This is a genomic window from Schlesneria sp. (assembly GCF_036405755.1).
GTDB classification, from domain to species: domain Bacteria; phylum Planctomycetota; class Planctomycetia; order Planctomycetales; family Planctomycetaceae; genus Schlesneria; species Schlesneria sphaerica.
Map to the genome: position 1 here is coordinate 1 of NZ_DASWWZ010000185.1, position 21,080 is coordinate 21,080.

At 57.4% G+C, this 21,080-nt stretch carries 11 protein-coding genes; 4 read left to right on the forward strand and 7 right to left on the reverse strand.

Features of this window, described 5'->3' with window-relative positions; all coding sequences use genetic code 11:
* Positions 1-12 precede the first annotated feature (12 nt).
* Entirely contained in the window at positions 13-1,797 is a 1,785-nt protein-coding gene (gene arsA, locus VGE80_RS06160; protein WP_440592055.1) for an arsenical pump-driving ATPase, read from the forward strand.
* Positions 1,798-2,106: 309 nt separating this feature from the next.
* On the opposite strand, the gene VGE80_RS06165 is transcribed toward arsA, so the two are convergent.
* From VGE80_RS06165 to VGE80_RS06190, 6 genes are all read right to left on the reverse strand, one after another.
* Complete coding sequence (locus VGE80_RS06165; RefSeq protein WP_440592044.1) at positions 2,107-2,928, reverse strand: hypothetical protein; 822 nt, start codon at positions 2,926-2,928, stop codon at positions 2,107-2,109.
* 101 nt (positions 2,929-3,029) lie between these two features.
* Positions 3,030-4,727, reverse strand: coding sequence for an ATP-binding protein (locus tag VGE80_RS06170; RefSeq protein WP_440592045.1), 1,698 nt, complete (start codon positions 4,725-4,727; stop codon positions 3,030-3,032).
* Between the two features lie 128 nt (positions 4,728-4,855).
* Positions 4,856-5,512 (reverse strand): response regulator transcription factor, encoded by a 657-nt coding sequence (locus tag VGE80_RS06175; RefSeq protein WP_373649712.1) that lies wholly within the window; start codon positions 5,510-5,512, stop codon positions 4,856-4,858.
* Positions 5,513-6,327: 815 nt separating this feature from the next.
* Positions 6,328-7,356 (reverse strand): hypothetical protein, encoded by a 1,029-nt coding sequence (locus VGE80_RS06180; protein ID WP_440592046.1) that lies wholly within the window; start codon positions 7,354-7,356, stop codon positions 6,328-6,330.
* Positions 7,357-7,404: 48 nt separating this feature from the next.
* Complete coding sequence (locus tag VGE80_RS06185; protein WP_440592047.1) at positions 7,405-11,721, reverse strand: secretin N-terminal domain-containing protein; 4,317 nt, start codon at positions 11,719-11,721, stop codon at positions 7,405-7,407.
* Between the two features lie 501 nt (positions 11,722-12,222).
* Entirely contained in the window at positions 12,223-14,592 is a 2,370-nt protein-coding gene (locus tag VGE80_RS06190; protein WP_440592048.1) for a hypothetical protein, read from the reverse strand.
* A gap of 583 nt (positions 14,593-15,175) precedes the next feature.
* Between VGE80_RS06190 and VGE80_RS06195 the strand changes: the two genes are divergently transcribed.
* Both VGE80_RS06195 and VGE80_RS06200 read left to right on the forward strand, forming a co-directional pair.
* Positions 15,176-16,330, forward strand: coding sequence for a lactonase family protein (locus VGE80_RS06195; protein ID WP_440592049.1), 1,155 nt, complete (start codon positions 15,176-15,178; stop codon positions 16,328-16,330).
* Between the two features lie 366 nt (positions 16,331-16,696).
* Positions 16,697-17,641: a hypothetical protein gene (locus VGE80_RS06200; RefSeq protein ID WP_373649717.1), complete on the forward strand. Its 945-nt coding sequence runs from the start codon at positions 16,697-16,699 to the stop codon at positions 17,639-17,641.
* Between the two features lie 134 nt (positions 17,642-17,775).
* Here the strand turns inward: VGE80_RS06200 and VGE80_RS06205 are convergent, their stop codons facing one another.
* Positions 17,776-18,228 (reverse strand): arsenate reductase/protein-tyrosine-phosphatase family protein, encoded by a 453-nt coding sequence (locus VGE80_RS06205; protein WP_440592050.1) that lies wholly within the window; start codon positions 18,226-18,228, stop codon positions 17,776-17,778.
* Between the two features lie 407 nt (positions 18,229-18,635).
* On the opposite strand from VGE80_RS06205, the gene VGE80_RS06210 reads away from it, so the two are divergent.
* The gene (locus VGE80_RS06210) at positions 18,636-21,074 is read left to right on the forward strand and encodes a trypsin-like peptidase domain-containing protein (protein ID WP_440592051.1); all 2,439 of its coding nucleotides are present in this window, start codon (positions 18,636-18,638) and stop codon (positions 21,072-21,074) included.
* Positions 21,075-21,080 lie beyond the last annotated feature (6 nt).

Genomic DNA, 21,080 nt, shown 5'->3' on the forward strand with positions numbered 1-21,080 from the left:
AAGTCAACGAGCATGACATTTCTCCAAGCGCCGACCCGCATCTTATTCTTCACCGGAAAAGGAGGAGTTGGCAAGACCACCTCCGCATGTGCTGCGGCGGTACGACTGGCCGATACAGGGAAACGCGTCCTGCTCGTTTCCACAGACCCGGCCTCCAATCTCGATGATGTGCTGGGCGTGTCCCTTCATCCGCGTCCCACTCCCGTGCCGGAAGTGCCGGGGTTGTCTGCGATGAACCTCGACCCACAGCAGTCCGCTGCCGAATATCGTGAGCGGATGGTGGGGCCCTATCGAAATCTGCTTCCCGCGGCTGCAATTACGAGCATGGAAGAGCAGTTCTCGGGATCATGCACGGTGGAGATTGCCGCCTTCGACGAGTTCGCTCGCCTGTTAGGTGATTCCCGCATGACGGCGGAGTTTGATCACGTCATTTTTGATACGGCACCGACGGGTCATACTTTGCGATTGCTGACGCTTCCCTCCGCATGGTCAGGTTTCATGGATTCGAGCACGACGGGAACGTCATGCATCGGTCCCCTGGCGGGGCTCCAAGCACAGCAGCAACTTTACCGCGACACGGTCGACGCACTGGGTGACTCGACCACGACGACAATCGTACTGGTGACTCGACCGGAGCAAGCTGCGCTGAAGGAAGCGGCCCGCACGAGTGGGGAACTGGCTGCCCTCGGTGTCAGGAACCAGCGACTGCTGGTTAACGGGCTGTTCCAGGCTTCAGATCCCTCGGATCAACTCGCTCTTGCGTTGCAGCAGCGGGGTGAATCCGCGATGAAGGAAATGCCTGCGGTCCTGCGCGAACTACCACGGACGGTCATTCCGCTGGGATCGCAAGGGGTACTGGGTGTCGAGGCGCTCCGTCGCTTTGGAACCAGTCAGCCGGGGGACGAGCGACTCGACGCACCCCCTGCTCTGGCAAAGGATGTGCTGGTCGGCCTGGGTGCCCTGACAGCGAACCTGGCGGAAGCGGGACATGGCGTCATTCTCACCATGGGAAAAGGGGGCGTCGGAAAAACGACGATTGCGGCGGCGATTGCCGTGAGTCTTGCAGAGCGGGGGCTGCGGGTCCACTTGACGACGACCGATCCCGCAGCCCACATCGCCGCGACTCTGGCCAGCGAATCGCTCGAAAACTTGACCGTCGGACGGGTCGATCCCACTGCGGAGACTGCGCGTTATCAAGACGAAGTGATGCAGACCGCCGGTTCCAGTCTGGATGAACGGGGGAAAGAACTTCTTGCCGAGGATCTGCGGTCACCCTGTACAGAAGAAATTGCTGTCTTCCGTGCTTTCGCCGCAGCGGTGGCAGAAGGGACCGACCGATTTGTCGTTCTGGACACGGCTCCGACCGGGCACACTGTCTTGTTGCTGGATGCAGCGCTTGCTTACCATCGCGAGGTGCTGCGACAGGCCGATCAAATGCCAGAAGCGGTCCAGCAGCTTTTGCCCCGGTTGAGGGATCCCGCTTACACGCGAGTCTTGATCGTGACTCTTCCCGAAGCCACGCCCGTGCATGAAGCGGCACAGCTCCAGCACGATCTGCAACGCGCCCAGATCGAGCCCTTCGCCTGGGTCATCAATCAAAGCCTGCTGCCCCTCACTGTCACAGACCCGTTTCTGAGTCGTCGGCGGGCGCATGAGACCACCTTTGTGAATGAAGTCATCACCCGCCATAGCGAACGTGTGGTGCTCGTTCCCTGGCAGCAGCAGCCCCCGGTTGGAATCAGGGCACTCAAAGCACTGGCGGAGATGGGCCAGTTGTCACCGACGCCGGGCAACTGAAAGAGTGATGTTGAAGGAAGAACGCGGCGGGACCGTTACCGGGAAATCCTTGTCGGCCGGAGCGCCACTTTAAAGAGTCATGCAGCCATTCGGGGGATCTGAGCGACCGAAACCGTCACTTGACGAACCGACTCGGCGACGTCGTTTGGGGCTGACCTCATCAACGAAAAATCCCTCGCTCTCAAGATGAAGAGCGAGGGGAAAGAAGACACCATGATGCGGGGAATTGGAGAGCCCCTGGCAGCCTGAGGGATTCCTGCTGGACGCAGGTGCTGTCCATCGAGAGCTGCAGTCCGCGTCGAGGGAGACTTACTCGGCCTTGGGCTGAGGTCGTTTTGCACGTCCGCCGCCTGGGCCACCAGGTCCACCCGGACCGCGACCGCCAGGTCCACGGCCACCTGGGCCTCCGAAGCCGCGACGCAGGGCCGAAACGTCAAATTCTTTGCCCTTCAGTTTCGCGAACTCTTCCTGCTGGGTTTTGGTCAGGACGCCGAGAATCTTGGCGTCTCGTTCTTTCGTCAGTTCAGCGAATTTTTCGCGACCTTCAGCACCCCCTCCACCAGGACCTTGTGAAAAGACTTCACGGAACTTTTCGCCATACTCCCGGTTCAGTTGAGCGATCTTGTCGGTTTCGTCCTTGGTGATCGCCAGGGCCTTAACGACTTCGGGATCAGCCAGAGCACCGGTACCCATGACCTGCCAGTTGATCTGCTGAAGGCGAGTGTACTGATCCGCCGTCAGCGCTTCTTTCAGTTTGGGAACGTACTTCTCACTAACAGCCTTGCCGGCTTCGGCCATCTTGGCAAACGCCTTGTTGCGATCTTCTTCTGACATTTCACGGAAGTTGGGAGGAGGACCGCCTGACGAGAATGATTCCCGCATCGCGACGCCGTATTCTTCACCCACCGTTTTCAGCTTTGCCGTGGTTTCGGAGCTGAGGTTCAGGTCCTTCTGGACTTCTTCGTTGTTCACCAGCATGAAAAGTCCGCCACCGCCACCAAAGGGACCGCCGCCGCCAAAGCCCCCTCCGAAGCCTCCACCACGTCGGCCACCCCCCGGACCCTGAGCCTGAGCTGCCGTTGCAAATGCGAGGCAGGCCACCAGACATAACATCCATCGATTCGTTCTCATTATCGTCTTCCTTCGCTGGTTCAATCTGATTCCCGCAAGGCCGAACGGAACATGGACGGCAGACAAGGCTTGCAGGAATCCCCCACCCAGATTCATCAGATTTACTTTGTTACCAAGGCCTCTTCGCATTCGTGGTTGGTCGTTCGGGAAAGGGCAGCAGGCTCGAGGATACGGGGTAATCGCACCTCGATTGTCGTACCCGCCCCGACCTGGCTGATGGCCCTGATCGTTCCACCGTGTGCGTCGACGATTGTCTTACAGATCGACAAACCCAGACCACTGCTTCCTTCGGCCCGCGATCGCGCTTTATCGACCTGATAGAAACGATCGAAAATCCTCGACAATTGATCCCCGGCAATACCAACCCCGGAATCGATGACCGAGATCACTTCCCATTCCTGTTCGCTGCGTGTCGTCAGCCGCACGCAGCCTCCTTCGACGTTGTAGCGGATCGCGTTGGTCAGCAGATTTGTAAAGACCTGTGACAGTCGATCCAGATCGCCACGAACGAAGCACGAGGTCGACAGGCATTCGATATGAATGTTGCGTTCCATCGCGAGCGTTTCGACCATTTCCACGCAGTCACGCAGCAGCGGATCAAGATCGATTCGCTCGATCTTGATCGACGGAGTTCCTGAATCGAACCGCGCCAGCAGCAGCAGCGAGTCGATCAGCGACCTCATCCGTTGGGCGGCTCGCCGGCAGGTTTCGAGTGCCGCGCGGTAGTCCTCACTGGAGCGAGGCCTGCATAACGCCAGTTCGGTATGCGCCGAGATGACCGACAGGGGAGTTCTCAATTCATGCGATGCGTCCGCGGTAAACTGGCTCTGCCGTTCGAAGGCCCCCTGCAGTCGATCGAACGTCCGGTTCAGCACGCTTGCCAGTTGCCCCAGTTCGCTGTCCGTTTCCTGGACGTCGATCCGCTGAGACAGATTCTGGGCCGAGATCGATTCCGCTGTCGCTGTCATCGCGGAAATGGGCAGGATGGCCCGGGCCGAAAGCCATCCACCCCCCAGGACCCCACCTGCCAGGATCACGAGACCCGCTACGGCCAGCAGCAGACCCGCTCGATGATGGGCGATGATGTCGTTCTTGAGTGACCGGCCCACCAGCAGGTTCATGTTCCACATGCCGGCATGGACTACCTCGCGGTAAAGGTGATGATCTCCCGGACGTGTGCGGAAAGCCCACCGGGGTAACCCATCGCTACCGACGTGCAGATCGGGGTACGGAATATCGGGGGCGCCTTCTGATTTCTGCAGAAGATCTCCATTTCCCCCCCAGATCACAAAGTACAGCCGCGAATCCTCGGTCCCCTGGAAGAGTTGCTGAAATTCTTCCGGCAGCGGTCCCGGGTCTGGGAAGTTACGTTCGCGGCGTGGTGATGGGGGCGGAGATACTGCAGGTTCGGTCCCGGCACCACGCGGTGACGAATCTGACTGCGTCGTAGCGCTCGGGGGAACTCCGTCTTGCACCTTGGCCACGTTCGCGGCCACCGCTGGATCGGGATTGGTCGCACCTGCAGGAAGCGATCCGGAATTCCCTTCATCGCGGGGTTCCGCTGGCCGATCGACAGGTGAGGGAGGACGTCGTCCTCCCTGCCAACCCCCAGAAGGGCGTGGCAACAGACGCCTGAGCTGTGACAGCACAAGCCCTCCGGTCCGGTCGAGTTCGGCATCGATCTGTTGCAACCGTGTTTGCCAGTGCAGGCTATGGACGATTCCTCCGAAGCTGGTCAATACGGTCAACAGCACGATTGCGTGCCAGACCTGCAGTCGCCAGCGGAGTGATTTAAACATTGTCTTCTCGGGAATGCGCACGAAGTGATTCGAAGAATCAATTCAGTCAAATTGGATCGGGAACAAGTAAGTTTTCAATAAGAACAATAAGAAACTGGATGAGCACGCGTCAGTCGCGGGCGGGACGATTAGCCTTCAATGATGTAACCCATCCCGCGGCGAGTCGTAATCAGATCCCGTCCCACCTTGCGGCGAATGTTTGAGACATAGACGTCGACCAGGTTCGACAGCGACGCGTCGTACTCGTCAAACAGGTGGTCATAGATTTTTGTTCTGGTCACCAGTTCGCCTCGATGGATCGCCAGGAATTCCAGCAGGCAATACTCTTTTGCCGTCAGGGCAACCCCGTTCCCGTCGACGGATACCGTGCGCGCCGTTGTATCGATCGAGACGTTGCCGATCTCGATCAGCGGTTGGGCCATTCCAGCCGACCGACGTATCAGGGCACGAACCCGAGCGGCGAGCTCTGACAGTTCAAACGGTTTAATCAGATAATCGTCGGCACCCGTATCCAAACCCCGAACACGATCCTTGACGGCGTCGCGTGCCGTCAGCATCAGAACCGGCGTCGACTTACCCTGGCGACGAAGTTCCGCCAGGACAGACCAACCGTCTCGCTGAGGCAGCATGACATCCAGCACAATCGCGTCATAGTCCCAGGTGACGGCCTTGAAGAGGCCGTCTTCGCCATTTTCGGCCGTATCAACGGAATAGCCCGACTCGCGCAGGTACATCGCCACTGCACGAATGACATCCGGTTCGTCTTCGACCACAAGCACTCGCATGCTTTCACTGCTCCGGCCTAAATCGAGCTTGCCAACCGATGCCGTTGTTCGGCCGGTTTCCATCATAGTTCGACCAACACCCAGGAATAGCTCAAAATACGAATCGCTTGAGCGAGAATGGTGATGAGTCAATACTTACACAAGCTGCTTAGTGTACGGAGTGCACCTTAATCGTCGATGAAGACCTCCGCGAGAATTTCTCGTCGCAAATCCTGCCCGACATCAGCAAAGCGGGCACCGGACGTCTGAAAAGAAGAGACCCACCCGGGGGTAACCAGGAGGAGTACCGCTACGATCGCAGTCGATCCTGCACGGCCCTCAGCCACCTGCACTCCGACCAGCGTCGAGACGAAGTCCACGGAGTGAAAAGGGACCCCCTCTGTCGGGGAGAAACGAAGCCCCGTCGCGGCAACCGCGCGATTTGTTGCACTGGGCTCGAACAGAAAACGGACCGGGCCGCACCTCCAGCAAGTGCCCCGGAACGCTGCGGCGTCAGGGCCCTGAACGCCTGCAGGAGAGAGAACGCCGAACGCCCATCCCGCAGTCCCGTCGGGAACGTCGGAAAGAGTCCCCCTCCGAACGTGCCGGTCGGCCCCCTCAACAGGACGTGCGGCCCACCCAATCCTTGCCATGCTGCAGAAGACTTGTGACTCGACCGGCTGGTTCGCCCCCCCCAGCCTTCACGACCCCGGGGATTGAGTTCCCGGTGTGATCCCATGAGTAGATGCCAATGTTGCGGTATCTCCACTCGCAGGCACCTGCTTGGGCAAGTCGTTCTGGGGGCAAGGCGGTCCGGTTAGTTCCCGATGTCCCCCTCAATCTTCCAGAAGATGCTTTTGTCTTGCGGGGGTGGTGCGCTTCTTCGGTTCCTCCCCTTGTTCGTTTCGGGCGGGCGAGCTACGGGCTGTCATTCGAAGCCGGTCTGGTTTTGGTTTCTCGGGCTCGATTTTCTCCATGACGCTCGATAAATCCAGCACCTGAGGTGGAGCCGCTGGTTGAGCAGGAGATTGAGCTGCAGGTTGGGCGGCAGGAACCACCGGGGGGGCTGACTTCTGTTCCATCAACTGCTTGACCATTTCTTCGAGCTGGCGGATTCGCTTGGATTCCGCTGATTCCTGTGGAACCTCGGCCGGGACTTCATGCGACATCAACTGAATGGCACTCGTCGATTCAGGCTTCTTCGCGAGAGCCAGCGAATCGGTGACTTTGGGATTGGCACCCAGGGAGATGGTTGTCGTCCGGTGAAGTCGACTGGCCAGTTCGGTGGCCGCCTCGGTGTTCGTCTCCTCCTCTGAGAAGGGTTTTGCTTCCGGACCGGAAAGTGGCTTCTTGTTACCATTCAGCGGCATGTTTGAGAGGTCTGAGAAGACGAACTGTCCATAACTCGGCTTCAGGCGAACGCGAAGTGCACAGTTCGCGTCTTTCACCCCGCGCCGTACATACGGCACGAAGACGCTGTAAGTCGGTCCGAGCGACGTTTCCGTCAGATGGATTTTCCAGGATCCACTATCGAAATCAAATTGCCGTAGCGGCTTGGTCTGTTCTTCGGCCGTCCCCAGATCATCAAACAGGTAGATGCGGACGTCCCCTTCGCACTGCACGGGGGTTGCCGCTTTACTCGACAGAAACAGGATCTGTCCCGAGAAGCCCTTGCAGGGGTACCCATCGGGGTCGCGACCCTCAGCCTGCTGCCACAGACACAAAATCTGCACGACCGGGTCTGACGCCGAGGCCTTGGGTATCTTCTTGGAGAAAGGGATATGGAAAGTGGCACAGCCAGCGATCTGGCCGAGCATCACACCAAGACAAACCAGTCGCGAGATGATTCGTGGTAAGCGAGTCATGAACTTCAAACTCCGGGCGAATTTACTGTCATCGCAATTGGGTTGGCTTTACTTGGTCGGCTTGGAAGCCCGCTTCGGGAAGAAGGATTTCTTCTTCGGCGCTGCGGGAGCCTGGTAGCTCGCTTTGGTAACCGTGCTCTCGGACAGATCTTCCTCCGTCGCCCGCAACCGCGAAGAGTTCAACCTTCCCAGTTCCGAGTCGGGTAGTGGTGGCGCGGGAGGGACACCGGGAGCCGGAGGGACGCCGGAACTGTCTCCTGCGGAAGGGACGGGGGGAACGGTCGACGAGGGAGACGTGCCGGATGGCGGCGGCGGATAATTTTCAGGAGTCCTGGATGGAACCATCATGTATCTCTGGGTACCAGGAGCGGGCGGGACGTCGGTGGGGGCAACATTCTCGGGTGAAGAGACGATCGGACGCTGTACCCATGGCAGGTTCTCTTCTTCGATGTGGAATTCTTCAGGAGCAGCAATCGCCCGGAGTGGTCCGTGAGCTTCTTCTGCTTCGCTTTCGATAAAGTGAATGCGTCCCATTTCGATTTCCTTGAGACATTCTTCTTCTTCGATTCCGCTGATAATTCGCGGCGTCAGGAAGATCAGCAATTCGGTTCGGATCGATGTTCGCGAGTCAAATCGGAACAGGCTTCCGACGACAGGAAGATCCCCCAGCAGCGGGGCCTTTCGAGTAAACGATTCGTCGCGGGAACTGATCATCCCCCCGATCACGATGGTGCTGTTGGAAGGAACCAGCACGGTCGAACGGACATTACTGAGGTCGGTGATTCGCTGGCCCACGGCCTGACCACGAGAGTCAGTCGTCACTGTGACGATTTCCTGGCTCAACTGGCTGCGGTAGGCGTACATCTGAATGACCACATTGCCGTCGTCATTGATACGTGGCGTCACCTGCATCCCGATCCCTGTTTCGCGCTGAGTGAGGATCGGAGAGAGAACGCCGGTCGTTGCATTCGTGTTAAAGGCTGTCACGGTCGGGATGGTCTGTCCTACGAACACTTCGGCCAACTGGCTGTCGAGTGCTCGAATCTGAGGTCGGCTGAGGATCGTCAGCTTGCGATTGGCTGCCAGTGCCCGTAGCAGGACGTTGACCGCTTCCGAGCCGGCGGAAAGAACCAGGCCACCGTACCCAAGCTGGTTGTTGGTGCGGCCCAGTGAGAAGTTGCTGAGACTTTGTCCGCCGACAACGCCGGGGCTGGAGGAGATATTATTCCCCAGCGGAAGGCCCGGGTTGTTGAAGTTAAAGCCGGGGGAACCCGTTTGTGACAAAATCGACTGAGTCGTCGTCTGTAAACCGGTGACAGCCGTGGTGGTGGTCGTCAGCACGACTGGATCATCCAGCACACTGCGCTGAAACAGCACGGGGCTTTGCAGACCGAGTTCGATTCCGAACTCGTCGGTGTTGTTGAGTTGGACTTCAACAATCAACGCTTGGATCACGACCTGTTTGGGAACCGCGTCCAGCTTGCGGATCATGGCCAGAATGTCGGGGAAGTAACGCGGAGTCGAACTGACCAGCAGGCTGTTCGAGATCGTGTCGGGGATGACAATGACTTCGCGTTCCAGTTGTTCGACGTTGCTGATCAGGTTGGGATCAGCCATCGCGAGGTCTCGTTGCTGCTGAAAGAACAGCGTAACCGCCTGGGCGATTTGGGCCGCGGGGCTGTTATTCAAACGGACAACCGTGTTCTTACGGGCTCGCAGGTCGCTTTCATCCAGACGGAGCATGATGGCTTCCACCACCCGCAGCGCATCGCCACTTCCAACTGCGATCACACTGTTGGTGCGCGTATCGACCGAGAACTTGAGCGGCACCAGGCTGCTGCTGGCGTCGTCGGCATTGGCGAGGTTCATTCCCAACTGGGGACGCTGGTTGCCACCCAGTCCCTGCTGCTGACTGTTAAACAGAGCGTTTAACTGCTGGACCATCTGCTGGGCATCAGCATTTTCCAGCGTGAACACCTTGATCTCGGAAACCGTGTTCGTCGGGCGGTCGAGGTTCGAAATCAGGGCCTCGATGAGGTCCATACTTTTTTCGGACGCGGTGACAATCAGCGAGTTTGAGTGTGCTTCTGGCGTGACACGAATTTCCGACAACACACCAGACTGCACTTCACGTGAGCCGTTCTTGTCGACAGAAAGGAACTGCAGGACAGCCGACTTGACGCTCTTGAACTGTTCTTCGACCTGCCCACTGCCCAGTCCCTGCTGCTGTCCAAATCCACCTCCGCCCCCACCTGATTGGGTCGGTGGAGAAATCACGGACTGAATGGCCGAGTTGATCACGGCAGCGAGTTCCGCCGCGACAGCATTCTTCAGCGGAAAGATTCGGACCAGGCTGACCGCTTCGCCACCCTCACGATCCAGTCTGCGGATCAGAGACTGGATTTCGTCCAGATCTCGTGCACGGGCCCGCACGATCAACGAGTTGGATCGAGGGTCGGCGATCACCATGACCTTGGCACCCAGTGACGTTCGGTCCTTGTAGAACTCGGTGATCAAGACCTCGATCTCGGACGCGATTGCAGCCTTGAGCGAGAAGACCTGAAATTCGGTTTCGGGATCGACCGGCTGGTCGAGTTCTTCGGCCAGGCCGAGGATGTTTTCCAGATCCGCCGCGGGAGCGACAATCAGTAACGAGTTTGGTTTCGTGACGGGAATGATCGCGACACTTTCGCGTGATTGCGTCCCCTTCCCCGGGAACTTCGTCAGCTTGTCGTAAACAGCGGTCAGCAGTTCCGCCAGAGATTCCGAGTCGACGTGCTTCAAATGCAGCAGCTCAACCCGCGGAGCGGTTGCCACCGCCAGTTGCTCAATCTGCTTGATGACCTGTTCGACCTGGGCGATATCCTTGTCGTTTCCTTCGATCAAAATGACATTCAGGTCTTCGATGACCTGAATATTAACCTGACCTTTGAAATTCCCCAGGATGCCGGTCAGTGTCCCCTCCGCATCCTCGTTCGGAGTGACCGGGATCATCTGCATGTCGTCTGATTCGGGATCGGGGGGATTCTGTGAATCGTCATCCGCCTGGGCCAGACGCGATTGCGCATCCGTATGTCGGACCTTGCGAATTCGCTCGATCTCCGCAGGCAGCTGTTCTGCGATTCCACAAACGTACTGAGTACTCGCCTTGATAGTCGTCGTCGTTTTCCCGTCCGCCGGTTGATCGAGGGCCTTGAGCAGCTTGATCACGGCTTCCACATTGCGGGCATTGCCATCGATGAGCAGTTCGTCGTGAGCCTCATCAATCGAAATCATGAAGTGGACGGGTTCGATGGGATCCTTCTGGGAAGCCGATGAATCGTTGCTCCCCTTACCTGGTTTGCTGGCGACGCGAAAAGCGGGAAGTCCATTGCGACCGGAATCAATCAGTTCGGCCGACGATTTCATCGCTCGGTAAACGCGCTTCGACAAGTCGACCGCGCTGGTGTGGCGTGTTTTGAAGACCACAGCGGGAGCTGGTGCGCCGACGTTTTGAAGTCCCGTTGGAACCTTGGATTCGAAGGGGTGTGGCTGCCGGTTGCGAGCAGGCTGAGCCTCTTCTTCGAGGTCTTCGGTCTCGCCCACCGGCTCTTCATGTGCGGTTTGACGAACGACTCGTTTGGCAGGCGTCTTTTTCGCGGCGGTTTCTTTTTCCTTCGCAGAGGCAGGTTCGGCTTCCATCGGAAGTGGCTTGCCGTCGCGACCGGTGTAGCGGATGGACTTATGGACGATGATCTCTTCGTTCGCCGTGTTCTCACGAGGAGCGGTCATCGAATCGACACGAAAACTCCCTTGCTTCACGACCAAGTCTTCTTTGGAATCGTCCGACGAGACGTTCGCATCCTGATGTTTGTCAGAACCGCGTGCGGGAAGAACGGCGGGAGGATACTGCGGTCGGGTGGTCGCGATCTCAAGCAGGATCAGGAACTGCCCCTTTTCAATCAACCGCAGTCCCTGTGGTTCAATCTCCTTATTGACGATGCGCAATGCGTCTTTGCGTGTGTACTCGTTGCGATCCAGACGTGAGTACCGACCACGGGGAAGCTGATCGGCGATGATCTCCATGTCGCCCGTGGCTGCAAGGTCCTGGAAGACTTTTGCCCACGAGGCTGAATAGTAGTTCAGCCTGATTTTCTTCTCAGTCGTCTCCGCAACAACCGCCGGTTCACCTGGCTTCGGTTTCGTCGCAGCCGAAATCATCGGCGTTGAAAGCATTGCAGGTAGACCCACCAGCCATGCCAGCAGCGAAAGACCCGAGGCCAGGGCCAGCCCGTTGCAGGTGTGCCGGAACGAGGAGCGACCGCTGCTGACAGCTCGCAGATCCGCGCGACCGTTCACTGATGAATCGGAATCGTGGGTATTCATGTAGTTTTATCGCCGATGTAAACTATTCAATCGCAGCCACAATCGATGACCAGTCGCGAGTGTGCTCGTCTCCGCTCCCCCCCCCCGTGTCCCGGGAAAGTTTTGCGGCATCGTCATCCTGAACTTTTTGGCCCCGCTTGAGCACAGTTGCGCATGGTCATTTAATCGTCATAATCGACAAGCTTTGACATTCGCTTGAAGTCAAAGCCTCGCCAGATGCTCCAAATTAAGGTTGGCTTAGGAGACGTCCTCGTTGCGCTTCAAACTGGAGAAACTATCCCGCCCTGGAGCGGCAGATTTTTCACCTGAGACAGAAGTGAGGAAAGGATAAGGAGGGCCTGTGGTGAATGGGGGTAAAGGGCGAGGGCAAAAAAGAAAGGGTCGGGTGTTCCCCATTTCAAAAATGACCGGGGGGTAACAACCTGATACCCCCGGGGCCAGTTGGCCAATTTTGAAATGCGAACGCCCGACCCTGAAACGTCGACGAAAGGGGCCTGAACCCTACCGTGTGATCACGGCGAGTGGGAGCCGGTTCCGATCACCGCGCTGACGAAGTTCTTCAATGACGACTCCCGCATCCGGCTTCAGAAAAATGTTCTCGCTCTTCGACTGATTCCCGAGCTTCATGACGACTTTCTTATCGAAGTCAATCAATTCGGGTGAGAGTCGGACGGTGAACCCGGCCGCTGCCGATTTGACGATCAGTGTGTTACCCGGCGTAATCCGTGCATCGACTTCCATGGGGATCACCCGTTGAGCGGCCCCGGGAGGAGCGGGAAGGATGTAGTCGCGCGCCAGTCCGTTGGCTGTCACCCAGAAGAATCGATTATCCCCTTTTCGCAGCGTACGAACTTCAAATTCTTTCGGCATGGGGCGACGAACGTGGGTGTCCATCCAGTCGAACAGTTTGCTGCATTCGTCAAACAGGTTTTCGCCATTTCGGCCCAGATATTCGACGAGCATGAAATCAAAACGAGATCCACGGATCAGCATATTGTCGAAGACCAGGTTACTGGAGGGGTCACGGTTGTCTTTTGAGTCGTAACCTTTTCCGACAACGTACCAGGCCGTATGACTGCCGTTCTGCCAGTTATAGACGCAGTAATTGACGGCGTTCCCCCCAATCGGCAGAACTCCGGCGAATTCATCGGGATGGGACAGGCCGATATCAAACGCCGCATCGCCTCCCATGCCATGGCCTGTCAGAAAGACACGGTCACTGTCGACGGCGAATCGTTTTCTGGCATCGACGAGACAGTCCAGTACATATTGATGGGCGGGCGTTCCATACGTGTACTCATCCTGATTGGGATCGGCGTAGTCCGGGGCAATGACGATGTAACCCCGCTGGCTCCCCAGATCAGGATCCTGCAAGTCCCCCGTCCAAGCCTCAACCGCCTGTTCAATCGTGCGATTACGAGCTCTCAGTACGATCAGCAGTGGATAGGTGTGAAGGGGTGAGTATTCAGCGGGAAGAGCGACCGCGTAGCTGCGGCCTTCAATTCCCGTTGTGGTGACCTGATGAATCGCGCCTGGCCGGATCTCACTGGCATCCAGAATCGGGGGAAGCTGCGCGACCAGTTTCAGCACCGTTTGAGGGCTGACGCTTTCGAGCTTCTTCAGTTGATCAATCTTATCCGCCTGTATGCCGATGTCGTCACTGCGCAGAGCGTCGATCGCAATATTACGTGCTTCCCAGATCCGTAGCGTCTGAGAGAGGTCTGGAGTGGCATTTGCCGATCCCAGGACCCAGCCTGAGTAGGCCAGCCCCAGACGCTGCGAGGGATCATATTGCTTGTCGTTCTCGGCCTTCAGAAAAGCATCCAGGCGGGGAAGCGTTCCCATGCTGAGTTGTTCGTTGATTTCGGATCGGAGCGGTTGAAGTTTTTCCGCTGTTTCTTCGTCGTTGAGTTTCGCTTGCCATTCGCTGAGTAACAGCTTGGCCTGATCGATCGTACGACGAGCCTGGTCATGCTCCTGGATGGTCTGTCTGACCTTCTGCATAACGGTTCCCGTCAGCGGTTGGCTCAGCAGCTTTCTGGCAAAGGCTTCCGCCAGTTCAAACTGACCCGCCCGTTTACGACGTTCGAGGCGGCGGAGAATTCGGTCACCGAAGTAATTCATCAACTCTTCACGCGATTTGTCGACCAGCTCTTTTCGCTCGGGTAGGTCCTTTTCAATGGCGTCCAGTTCCGCGAATGCCTGGGGATAGTGTTCCGCCTGAGAATAGAATCGGACGAGCGCGAATCGTGCGACCGCATCGTCTCGCTTCACCTGCATCTTCAGCATCGGTTCCAGCGTTTCGATGGGAATGGTTTTGAGTGGAAGTCCAAGCTTCCAGTTGCAGTTCGTACTCTCAACCAGCACATGATCGGGATGAACTTCGGTGATGGACTGGAATACATCCATCATTTTTTTAGGAGTGACGATCTTCAGCCGACGCCGCCCGTATTCATCAAATGGCGTTACGTCGGCGATCGAGCCAAACGTCGAAACCACCAGCCCCTGATCTGACCTTCTCGGCGGGGGCATTGGAATGGCCACAGGGTTCTGCGAAGCCAGTCCTGCCGCTTGTCCTCCGCTGGAAACATCTCGTTGCAGCAGGGGAAAATAGATCCGCTGCCAGCCGTTATCGATTCTGCCAATGTTGTGTGGCGTCGGGCCCCGGTCTTTCTCTCGTTTCAACTCTTCTTCGCTGGGGCGAAGCGCTTCCTCTCCGACCGCGCGACCCCCGAGCGAACTCATCACCAGAAACTGTCCTCGGAGAGTCGTCCCATTCTTGAGTCGGATCTCGGCTCCGTCCATCGATGCTCCAAAGGCAGCACTGCCGACCAGTATTGCCAATCCGCCGATCCAGCTTCGCCTGAACATTCGCCACCTCATCTTTTTCTGCGCAACGCTTGAGCGGTTCCATCAGCCGGAACCCACTCCGCCGCGTCCCGTCCCGCCTCCCCCACACTCGGCCCCTGTGAAAGTTTTTGCGGGGTGAAAGGTTATTGCTGGTGAGTCACCTCGTCTCACGCAGCAGATACTCACATCGCAGATTCAGCCCGCTTGCGTGGGCAAGTTCCGCGACGTGATGACCTAATCATTACTCATTGTAATCCGAAACCGGTCAAACGAAGTCCGTTCCATCGACTCTCCCCTGTTTTCTGTTCGCGGCCAAGTTCGCACCGTGACGGGGTGGGGGGGGCCGTTTCGTATCTCATTCTGGCTGATCCCCCTGCCCGAGGCGCGATGGAGATAGTCCATTGGTCCGATTGCTTGGCGCTTGGCCCCGCGCGTTCTATTGTCTGAATTGTCTGCGGCAGGCCCCTTTGAAGTGCAGGAACAGCAGCAAATGCCTCCCCTCCTCCAAGGGAGAATCGTCCGCTTGGCAGAAACTTCATCACCTCAAACTCTCTCTGGCCCCGTCTCTTTCCCAGGAACCGATTCCTTATCAGGTAAGTGTCTCATGAATTGTCTAATTTCAAAGTGGCTGATCGTCATGACAACAGTTCTGGGTATGACCACGGTGGCCAATTCTGCCGATCCCGAGAAATTTCGTGTTTACTTCGGCACGTATTCGGGTGAACTCAGCAAGGGGATTTATGTCAGTACCTTCGATGCCGCGACGGGCAAACTGTCTGCACCCGAACTGGCGGCCGAAGTGAAGAACGCGTCGTTTCTGGCGATTCACCCCAGTCGCAAATACTTGTACGCCGTCAGCGAGATCGCCGACTTCGAAGGCAAGAAACAGGGTGGTGTCAGTGCGTTTGAGATCGATTCCGCCACCGGACGTTTAAAGCTGCTGAACCAGCAATCCTCGGGAGGTGGGGGGCCGTGTCATCTGGTGACCGACGCCCAGGGGAAGAACGTCCTCGTCGCCAACTACGGCGGAGGGAGTGTTTCCGTCCTGCCGATTCTGGCTGATGGAAAGCTTTCACCCGCGTCCTCCACGATTCAGCATCAGGGTTCCAGCGTCGACAAGCAGCGACAGGAAGGTCCTCACGCTCATTCGATCAACCTCGATCCTGCGAACAAGTTCGCGTTCGCGGCGGACCTGGGCCTGGATAAGGTCCTGGTCTACCGCTTTGACGGCAGCAAAGGTCTGCTGACGGCAAACGATCCTCCCGCCGGTGTGGTCGCACCCGGAAGCGGGCCTCGCCACTTTGCCTTTCATCCCAGCGGCAAGTATGCCTTCGTGAACAATGAAATGACTTCGACCATTACCTCGTTTGCGTACGACCCCGCCAAAGGATCGCTGACAGAGGTTCACACTCTGTCCACGATCCCGGGACCGACCCCGGGAAACTCGACCGCCGAGACCGTCGTGCATCCGTCCGGAAAATTCGTGTATGTTTCCAACCGCGGTCACAACAGCCTGGCGATCTATCAGTGCGATCCCGCGACCGGCCGACTGACGGCTCTGGGGCATCAATCCACCGGTGGCAAGACGCCGCGCAATTTCAACATCGATCCCACGGGAAGCTACGTGCTGGCCGCGAATCAGGACACCAACAATGTCACCGTCCTGAAAATTGATGCCGCGACGGGGAAGCTGTCCCCCACCGGGGCAGCCATCGAGGTCGGCATCCCCGTCTGTGTCAAATTTGTGCCTCTTCCTTGATGGGGCGCTTGAGTGGACTGCAGAGTTGAAGGGTCCGCAGGTAAGATGCTAAACACAGACACACAGCATCGGCGCAGGAGAGTGGGAATCAGCTGAGACCTCTTCCTGTCATCCCGCGTATCTCCTGTGTGTCTTTGCGATTGCCGGTGCCCGTCCAGTTAATGCCCCGAAGGAGTTTCCTCGTCCCAAAGAGATCCTGGCCGCAGCGTCACGGGACGAGGAAGCGTCGGATCAGAGTTCCGCATGGTCGCCGGTGACGTGGCTTGGGGGCATGTGACTTGGGCCAGATGCGGATCTGCGATTTGGCCCCGTTGAGAGTTCGTATCAAGTGGTTGTTTTTTTCGAAGCTGTCTCAAGGATGAACCCATGGCTCGCCTGATTGGCATGGACGAGGCGGGGCTCGGTCCTAACCTGGGGCCTTTCGTCGTCGCGGTGACCGTCTGGGACGTTCCTGGCTCCCCCACGGAATTTGATTTCTGGAAGACATTCAAGTCGGTTCTGACGAACGCTCCCGAAGCGGGAGATGCACGGCTGCACGTCGCCGATTCGAAACAAGTGTTTCAGCCGAAGCGAGGATTTGCGGCGCTGGAACGCGGGGTATTGGCCGCCCTGAAGATGATCGGTCATGAACCGGATTCCTTCGAAGCTCTGTGCGAGGCGCTCAGCACCCCCTGCCCCCTTATTCCTCCCGCCTCTTCAACCGTCCCGTGGTACTGTCATCTCCCCCAGCAACTCCCGTTTGAGCAGCACGATCTGGAGGTGAGTGGCAAATGGCGGACCTGCTGTGAGCGCAAGGGAGTTCGCCTGGTCGCCATCAAGGTGGCGATCGTTGAAGCGCACGACTTTAACCGGCTGCTGCGGCTATACGACAACAAATCGCTGGTCGTCTCACGCGTTGCGTTTCAGTTGTTACGCTCAGTCTGGAGTCCGGACGAGACCGAGACCTTCATTGTCGGCGACAAGCACGGGGGCCGGAATCGTTACGACCAGTTACTGTCCGAAGTGCTGGATGGAGACATGATCTTCCGACTGGCCGAGGGGGAAGAACGGAGTGATTACCGAGTGGGAAAATCGCTGCTTCGATTCCAGCCCCGCGCTGAGGAACACGGACCGGTGGCCCTGGCCTCAATGACCGCCAAGTACGTCCGCGAACTGGCGATGGCCCGCTTCAATTCCTTCTGGTCAAACCACCAGACCGGCCTGAAGCCAACCCAGGGCTACCCTCTCGACGCCAGACGCTTCCGCGACGACATCGCCGAAACCCAAAGAAAACTCGCCATCTCCGACGACATCCTCTGGCGCAGCCGCTAGATCAGCAGGTCCTCAGGTCATTCAATCTGTAAAGCCGCTGCTCAAGAGCGACATGTCGTTCAGTTGATGGACCAGAATCGTCGGGTCTGTTGATCGGAATGTCTCGTTTGACAACCCCACGAGAGCCTGAAGCCTCATTTATTAGCTGCCGAGAGGCGGCCGAGGAGCCTGGTCACTTCCTTCTCAAGGTGAGGGAGCGCTTCTTCGGGTGACGCACAGTCGATGTCGTGGACTTGCCAGAATTCGACTTTGTGCAACCAGTCGGGGAAGCGGGCTGTCATGAGGGGACGGTGCTCTGTCTCTTTCACTGCGACGACGTGATGAGCGGCCTCGAGGTCCTGGACTGTCAGGTCCTGCGGGAGCCTCTCATACTGAGTAAAAGGAATTTCGAGACGGCCAAGATGTCCGATGGTGTGTCGCGACATGTGACCCAGGTTGGCGGAATCGAGGGCAAGTCCGCGAGACTCCGCACGCCAGGCCAGATTGTTCTGAGCCGCATGCCAGTTGAAGTAAATCTCGGCAAACCGGCTGCGGTAATAATTCCCTGTGCAGAGAAACAAAATGGTCTGGTGCGAGATCGCAGACACTCTATGGTCCTTGGGTCGAAAACGAATCGTCAGTTCAAACAGTCATCGATGCGGTGGGCTACCACTGTCGCAACCTTGAATCTAGTGGACGCGATTCGTCATCGCCATGTCTCCTCTGCATTGTCCCTGATTTTTTGGTTTTCTGCCGGTCTGAACTCTCTGATCCAAGAATTTTCAGGCGAAGGAAGTCGCTCACTCCATCCCGAAATCATATCCTTGGCGGTCGGTTTAGCGCCTGGGAGGGGCTCGAAGCCGAGGCTTGACGTGGGTGCCTCAGCGGGATATTTGTTAAGTTCTTGTGTTGCAAAATAAATCAGTCGTCGGGGCTGAATTTCCCGCAATCCGAGATTGATAGCGGGCCAAAGCGTGCACACTGGCGGCCACCTTTTCCCTACGAACCATCTGTTATGACGACAAAAATTCGCTGTACTGAATGTGATACGTCCCTGCGAGTCGGAGAAAAGCACTACGGCCGGTCCGTCAAATGCCCCCGTTGTGGTGCCACGGTGAAGGTTCCGCAGCCTGAGTTTGCAGAGGGTGAGGATTTCGCACTCGATGATCAGGAGTTGAGTGATTTCGAAGAACAGCCACGCCGCAAGTCCTCACGCAGCGCACATCGACTCCCGTCAAAGTCGGCGCGGCGGGGAAAGAAACCGAACAAGCAATCCAGCAATCATCTGCCAGCAATCGTCGGTGCGGCAGCGATTGCAGGACTCCTGATTGTGGGTGGTATTTACTGGACGACCCGTCGCGGAGGAGACGCGGGAACTGTGAATCCTGGTCAGGTAACTGCCATTGTGCCACCTGTTCCCGCCGGCGTGAGGGCAGCACCGGCAGGTGCTGCCCAAATGACAAACAATTCGGGGCCGTCGCTGGGCGCCGCAACGACTACTGGGGCAATGAACCAGCCCCAACTCGTTCCGGGTGGTACCCATTCAGCAGGACCTGGCGTTGGATCCGCGCCGACGGGAGTTCAGCACGCGGTCGCGGGTACGGCACCTCCCCTCAGTGGGGGGGCGTCCCCGGAAGCCATCAATGCGGTCGTCACTTCACCACTGGCCAACGGAGTGGCGCCAGCCGGAAATCTCGATCTGAGCGTTCTAACGGATCGTGCCGGGCGGGGTTTGGTCCTGCTGCGTATCAAAGATAATAATGGTCAAAATCTCGGACTGGGAAGCGGATTTCTGATCAGTCGGGACGGCTTGGTCGCGACCAACTTTCACGTCATGAAAGAAGGGGCGACAGCCGAAGCCGAGTTCCGCGATGGTGTGCGGGTACCTGTCTCGGGGTATCGCGCTTTCGATTCAAAGCGGGATATCGCCATTGTTCAACTGGAATCAGTCCCCCCCGACGCGGTTCCTCTGGAATTAGCTCCGAGCCTGGACGTTCAGCAGGGGGCGTCAGTCGTAGCGATGGGACATCCCAGAGGTCTTCGGTTTACTGCAACAGAAGGGATTGTCAGTGCCATTCACAAGACGTCAGATCTGCCCGCAGATCTACGTCGTCAAATGGAGTGTCCTGACGACCAGATTTGGATTCAGACCAGTGCGACAATCTTCTCGGGAAACAGTGGCGGCCCTTTGCTTTCTCGTTCGGGCAAAGTCATCGGCATTAATTCGTGGATCACGAGGGACGTTGATTTCGGATTCGCGCTGGCGATTCAGCACCTGATCGAACTGACTTCGCAGGTCAAAGATTCTGTTCTGAGTCTTGCGGAAGTAAATCGGCAGGGTCGAGCTGATGACACTGTTTTCAGTTTGGGAGATCTCGATCCCAAAGTCAAAGTCATCCAAGATGAATATCAGCGCAGCTTCGAAGAGTTTGAGGTTCGACTGAAGACGGCTCAGACCGCGGAAGAGGTGCAGAAGATTATCACCTCGAATAACCCCGCGCGCCGAGATGTTCCGAGACTTATCAAGATTGCCAGTGAAAACCCGAAAACACCTGCTGCTTATCAAGCTCTCGTACTGTCGCTGGCAATGCTGCGGCAATACTTCCCTGAGTCCACGGCCACGTCGCCCATGCAGCAGGTGACGACGCAACTCCTGCGAGATCACCTCGATGAAAAGTCGATTGTCACGGCGGTGGTACTGGCAGGGACGTTTGAGCTGGCCTCGACGAAAGCATTTCTTTCTGAAGTGATCAACCGAAGTACGGACAAAGACGTTCAAGGAATCGCCTGCCTGTTCCTCGCGAAATCTCTGATTGCCTCTGACAAGAGTGCTCCTAAGAAAGAAGGAGTTCGATTGCTGGAGCGAATCGTGAATGAATTCAGCGAGGTCATGATTCGTGACGTTCCGATCGTTGAAGACGCTCAACGAATGCTGTTCGCAGAATTGCATCTGTCGATCGGCGCTGAAGCCCCGGAAATCATCGGGAGGGATGCCGAGGGGAACGAGTTCAAACTGAGTGACTACCGGGGCAAGGTCGTGATGCTCGACTTCTTCGCAGACTGGTGTCCTCATTGCACCAAGATGTACCCTCTGGAACGGATCATGGTCGAGAAGCAGCGAGACAGGCCGTATATTCTGCTCGGCGTCAACTGCGACCGGGACGGTGTGCTGCAGAAGTTGATCGAAGAGAAGAAAGTCACTTGGAAATGCTGGGCGGATGGTGAAGGCGGCCCCATCGCCACTGAATGGCAACTCTCGGGTTTTCCCATGATTATTTTGATCGATCATCAGGGAATCATCCGGTATCAGTTCAATGGGGCTCCCGATCCCGAAGTGGTCGATCGAGCGCTCGCTCAACTGGTGGGAAAAGTCGGCAGCGGCAAAACGAATTCGAACTCGAAAAAGCCGATCGGTAGCTCCCGCGCGAAGGGCCGTTCTTCCAGCAATCCTTGAGTTACG

Bases quoted from the DNA above. Each gene is read 5' to 3' on its own strand.
- arsA (WP_440592055.1), top strand. From the start codon at position 13: ATGACATTTCTCCAAGCGCCGACCCGCATCTTATTCTTCACCGGAAAA.
- VGE80_RS06165 (WP_440592044.1), bottom strand. From the start codon at position 2,928: ATGAGAACGAATCGATGGATGTTATGTCTGGTGGCCTGCCTCGCATTT.
- VGE80_RS06170 (WP_440592045.1), bottom strand. From the start codon at position 4,727: ATGTTTAAATCACTCCGCTGGCGACTGCAGGTCTGGCACGCAATCGTG.
- VGE80_RS06175 (WP_373649712.1), bottom strand. From the start codon at position 5,512: ATGCGAGTGCTTGTGGTCGAAGACGAACCGGATGTCATTCGTGCAGTG.
- VGE80_RS06180 (WP_440592046.1), bottom strand. From the start codon at position 7,356: ATGACTCGCTTACCACGAATCATCTCGCGACTGGTTTGTCTTGGTGTG.
- VGE80_RS06185 (WP_440592047.1), bottom strand. From the start codon at position 11,721: ATGAATACCCACGATTCCGATTCATCAGTGAACGGTCGCGCGGATCTG.
- VGE80_RS06190 (WP_440592048.1), bottom strand. From the start codon at position 14,592: ATGTTCAGGCGAAGCTGGATCGGCGGATTGGCAATACTGGTCGGCAGT.
- VGE80_RS06195 (WP_440592049.1), top strand. From the start codon at position 15,176: ATGAATTGTCTAATTTCAAAGTGGCTGATCGTCATGACAACAGTTCTG.
- VGE80_RS06200 (WP_373649717.1), top strand. From the start codon at position 16,697: ATGGCTCGCCTGATTGGCATGGACGAGGCGGGGCTCGGTCCTAACCTG.
- VGE80_RS06210 (WP_440592051.1), top strand. From the start codon at position 18,636: ATGACGACAAAAATTCGCTGTACTGAATGTGATACGTCCCTGCGAGTC.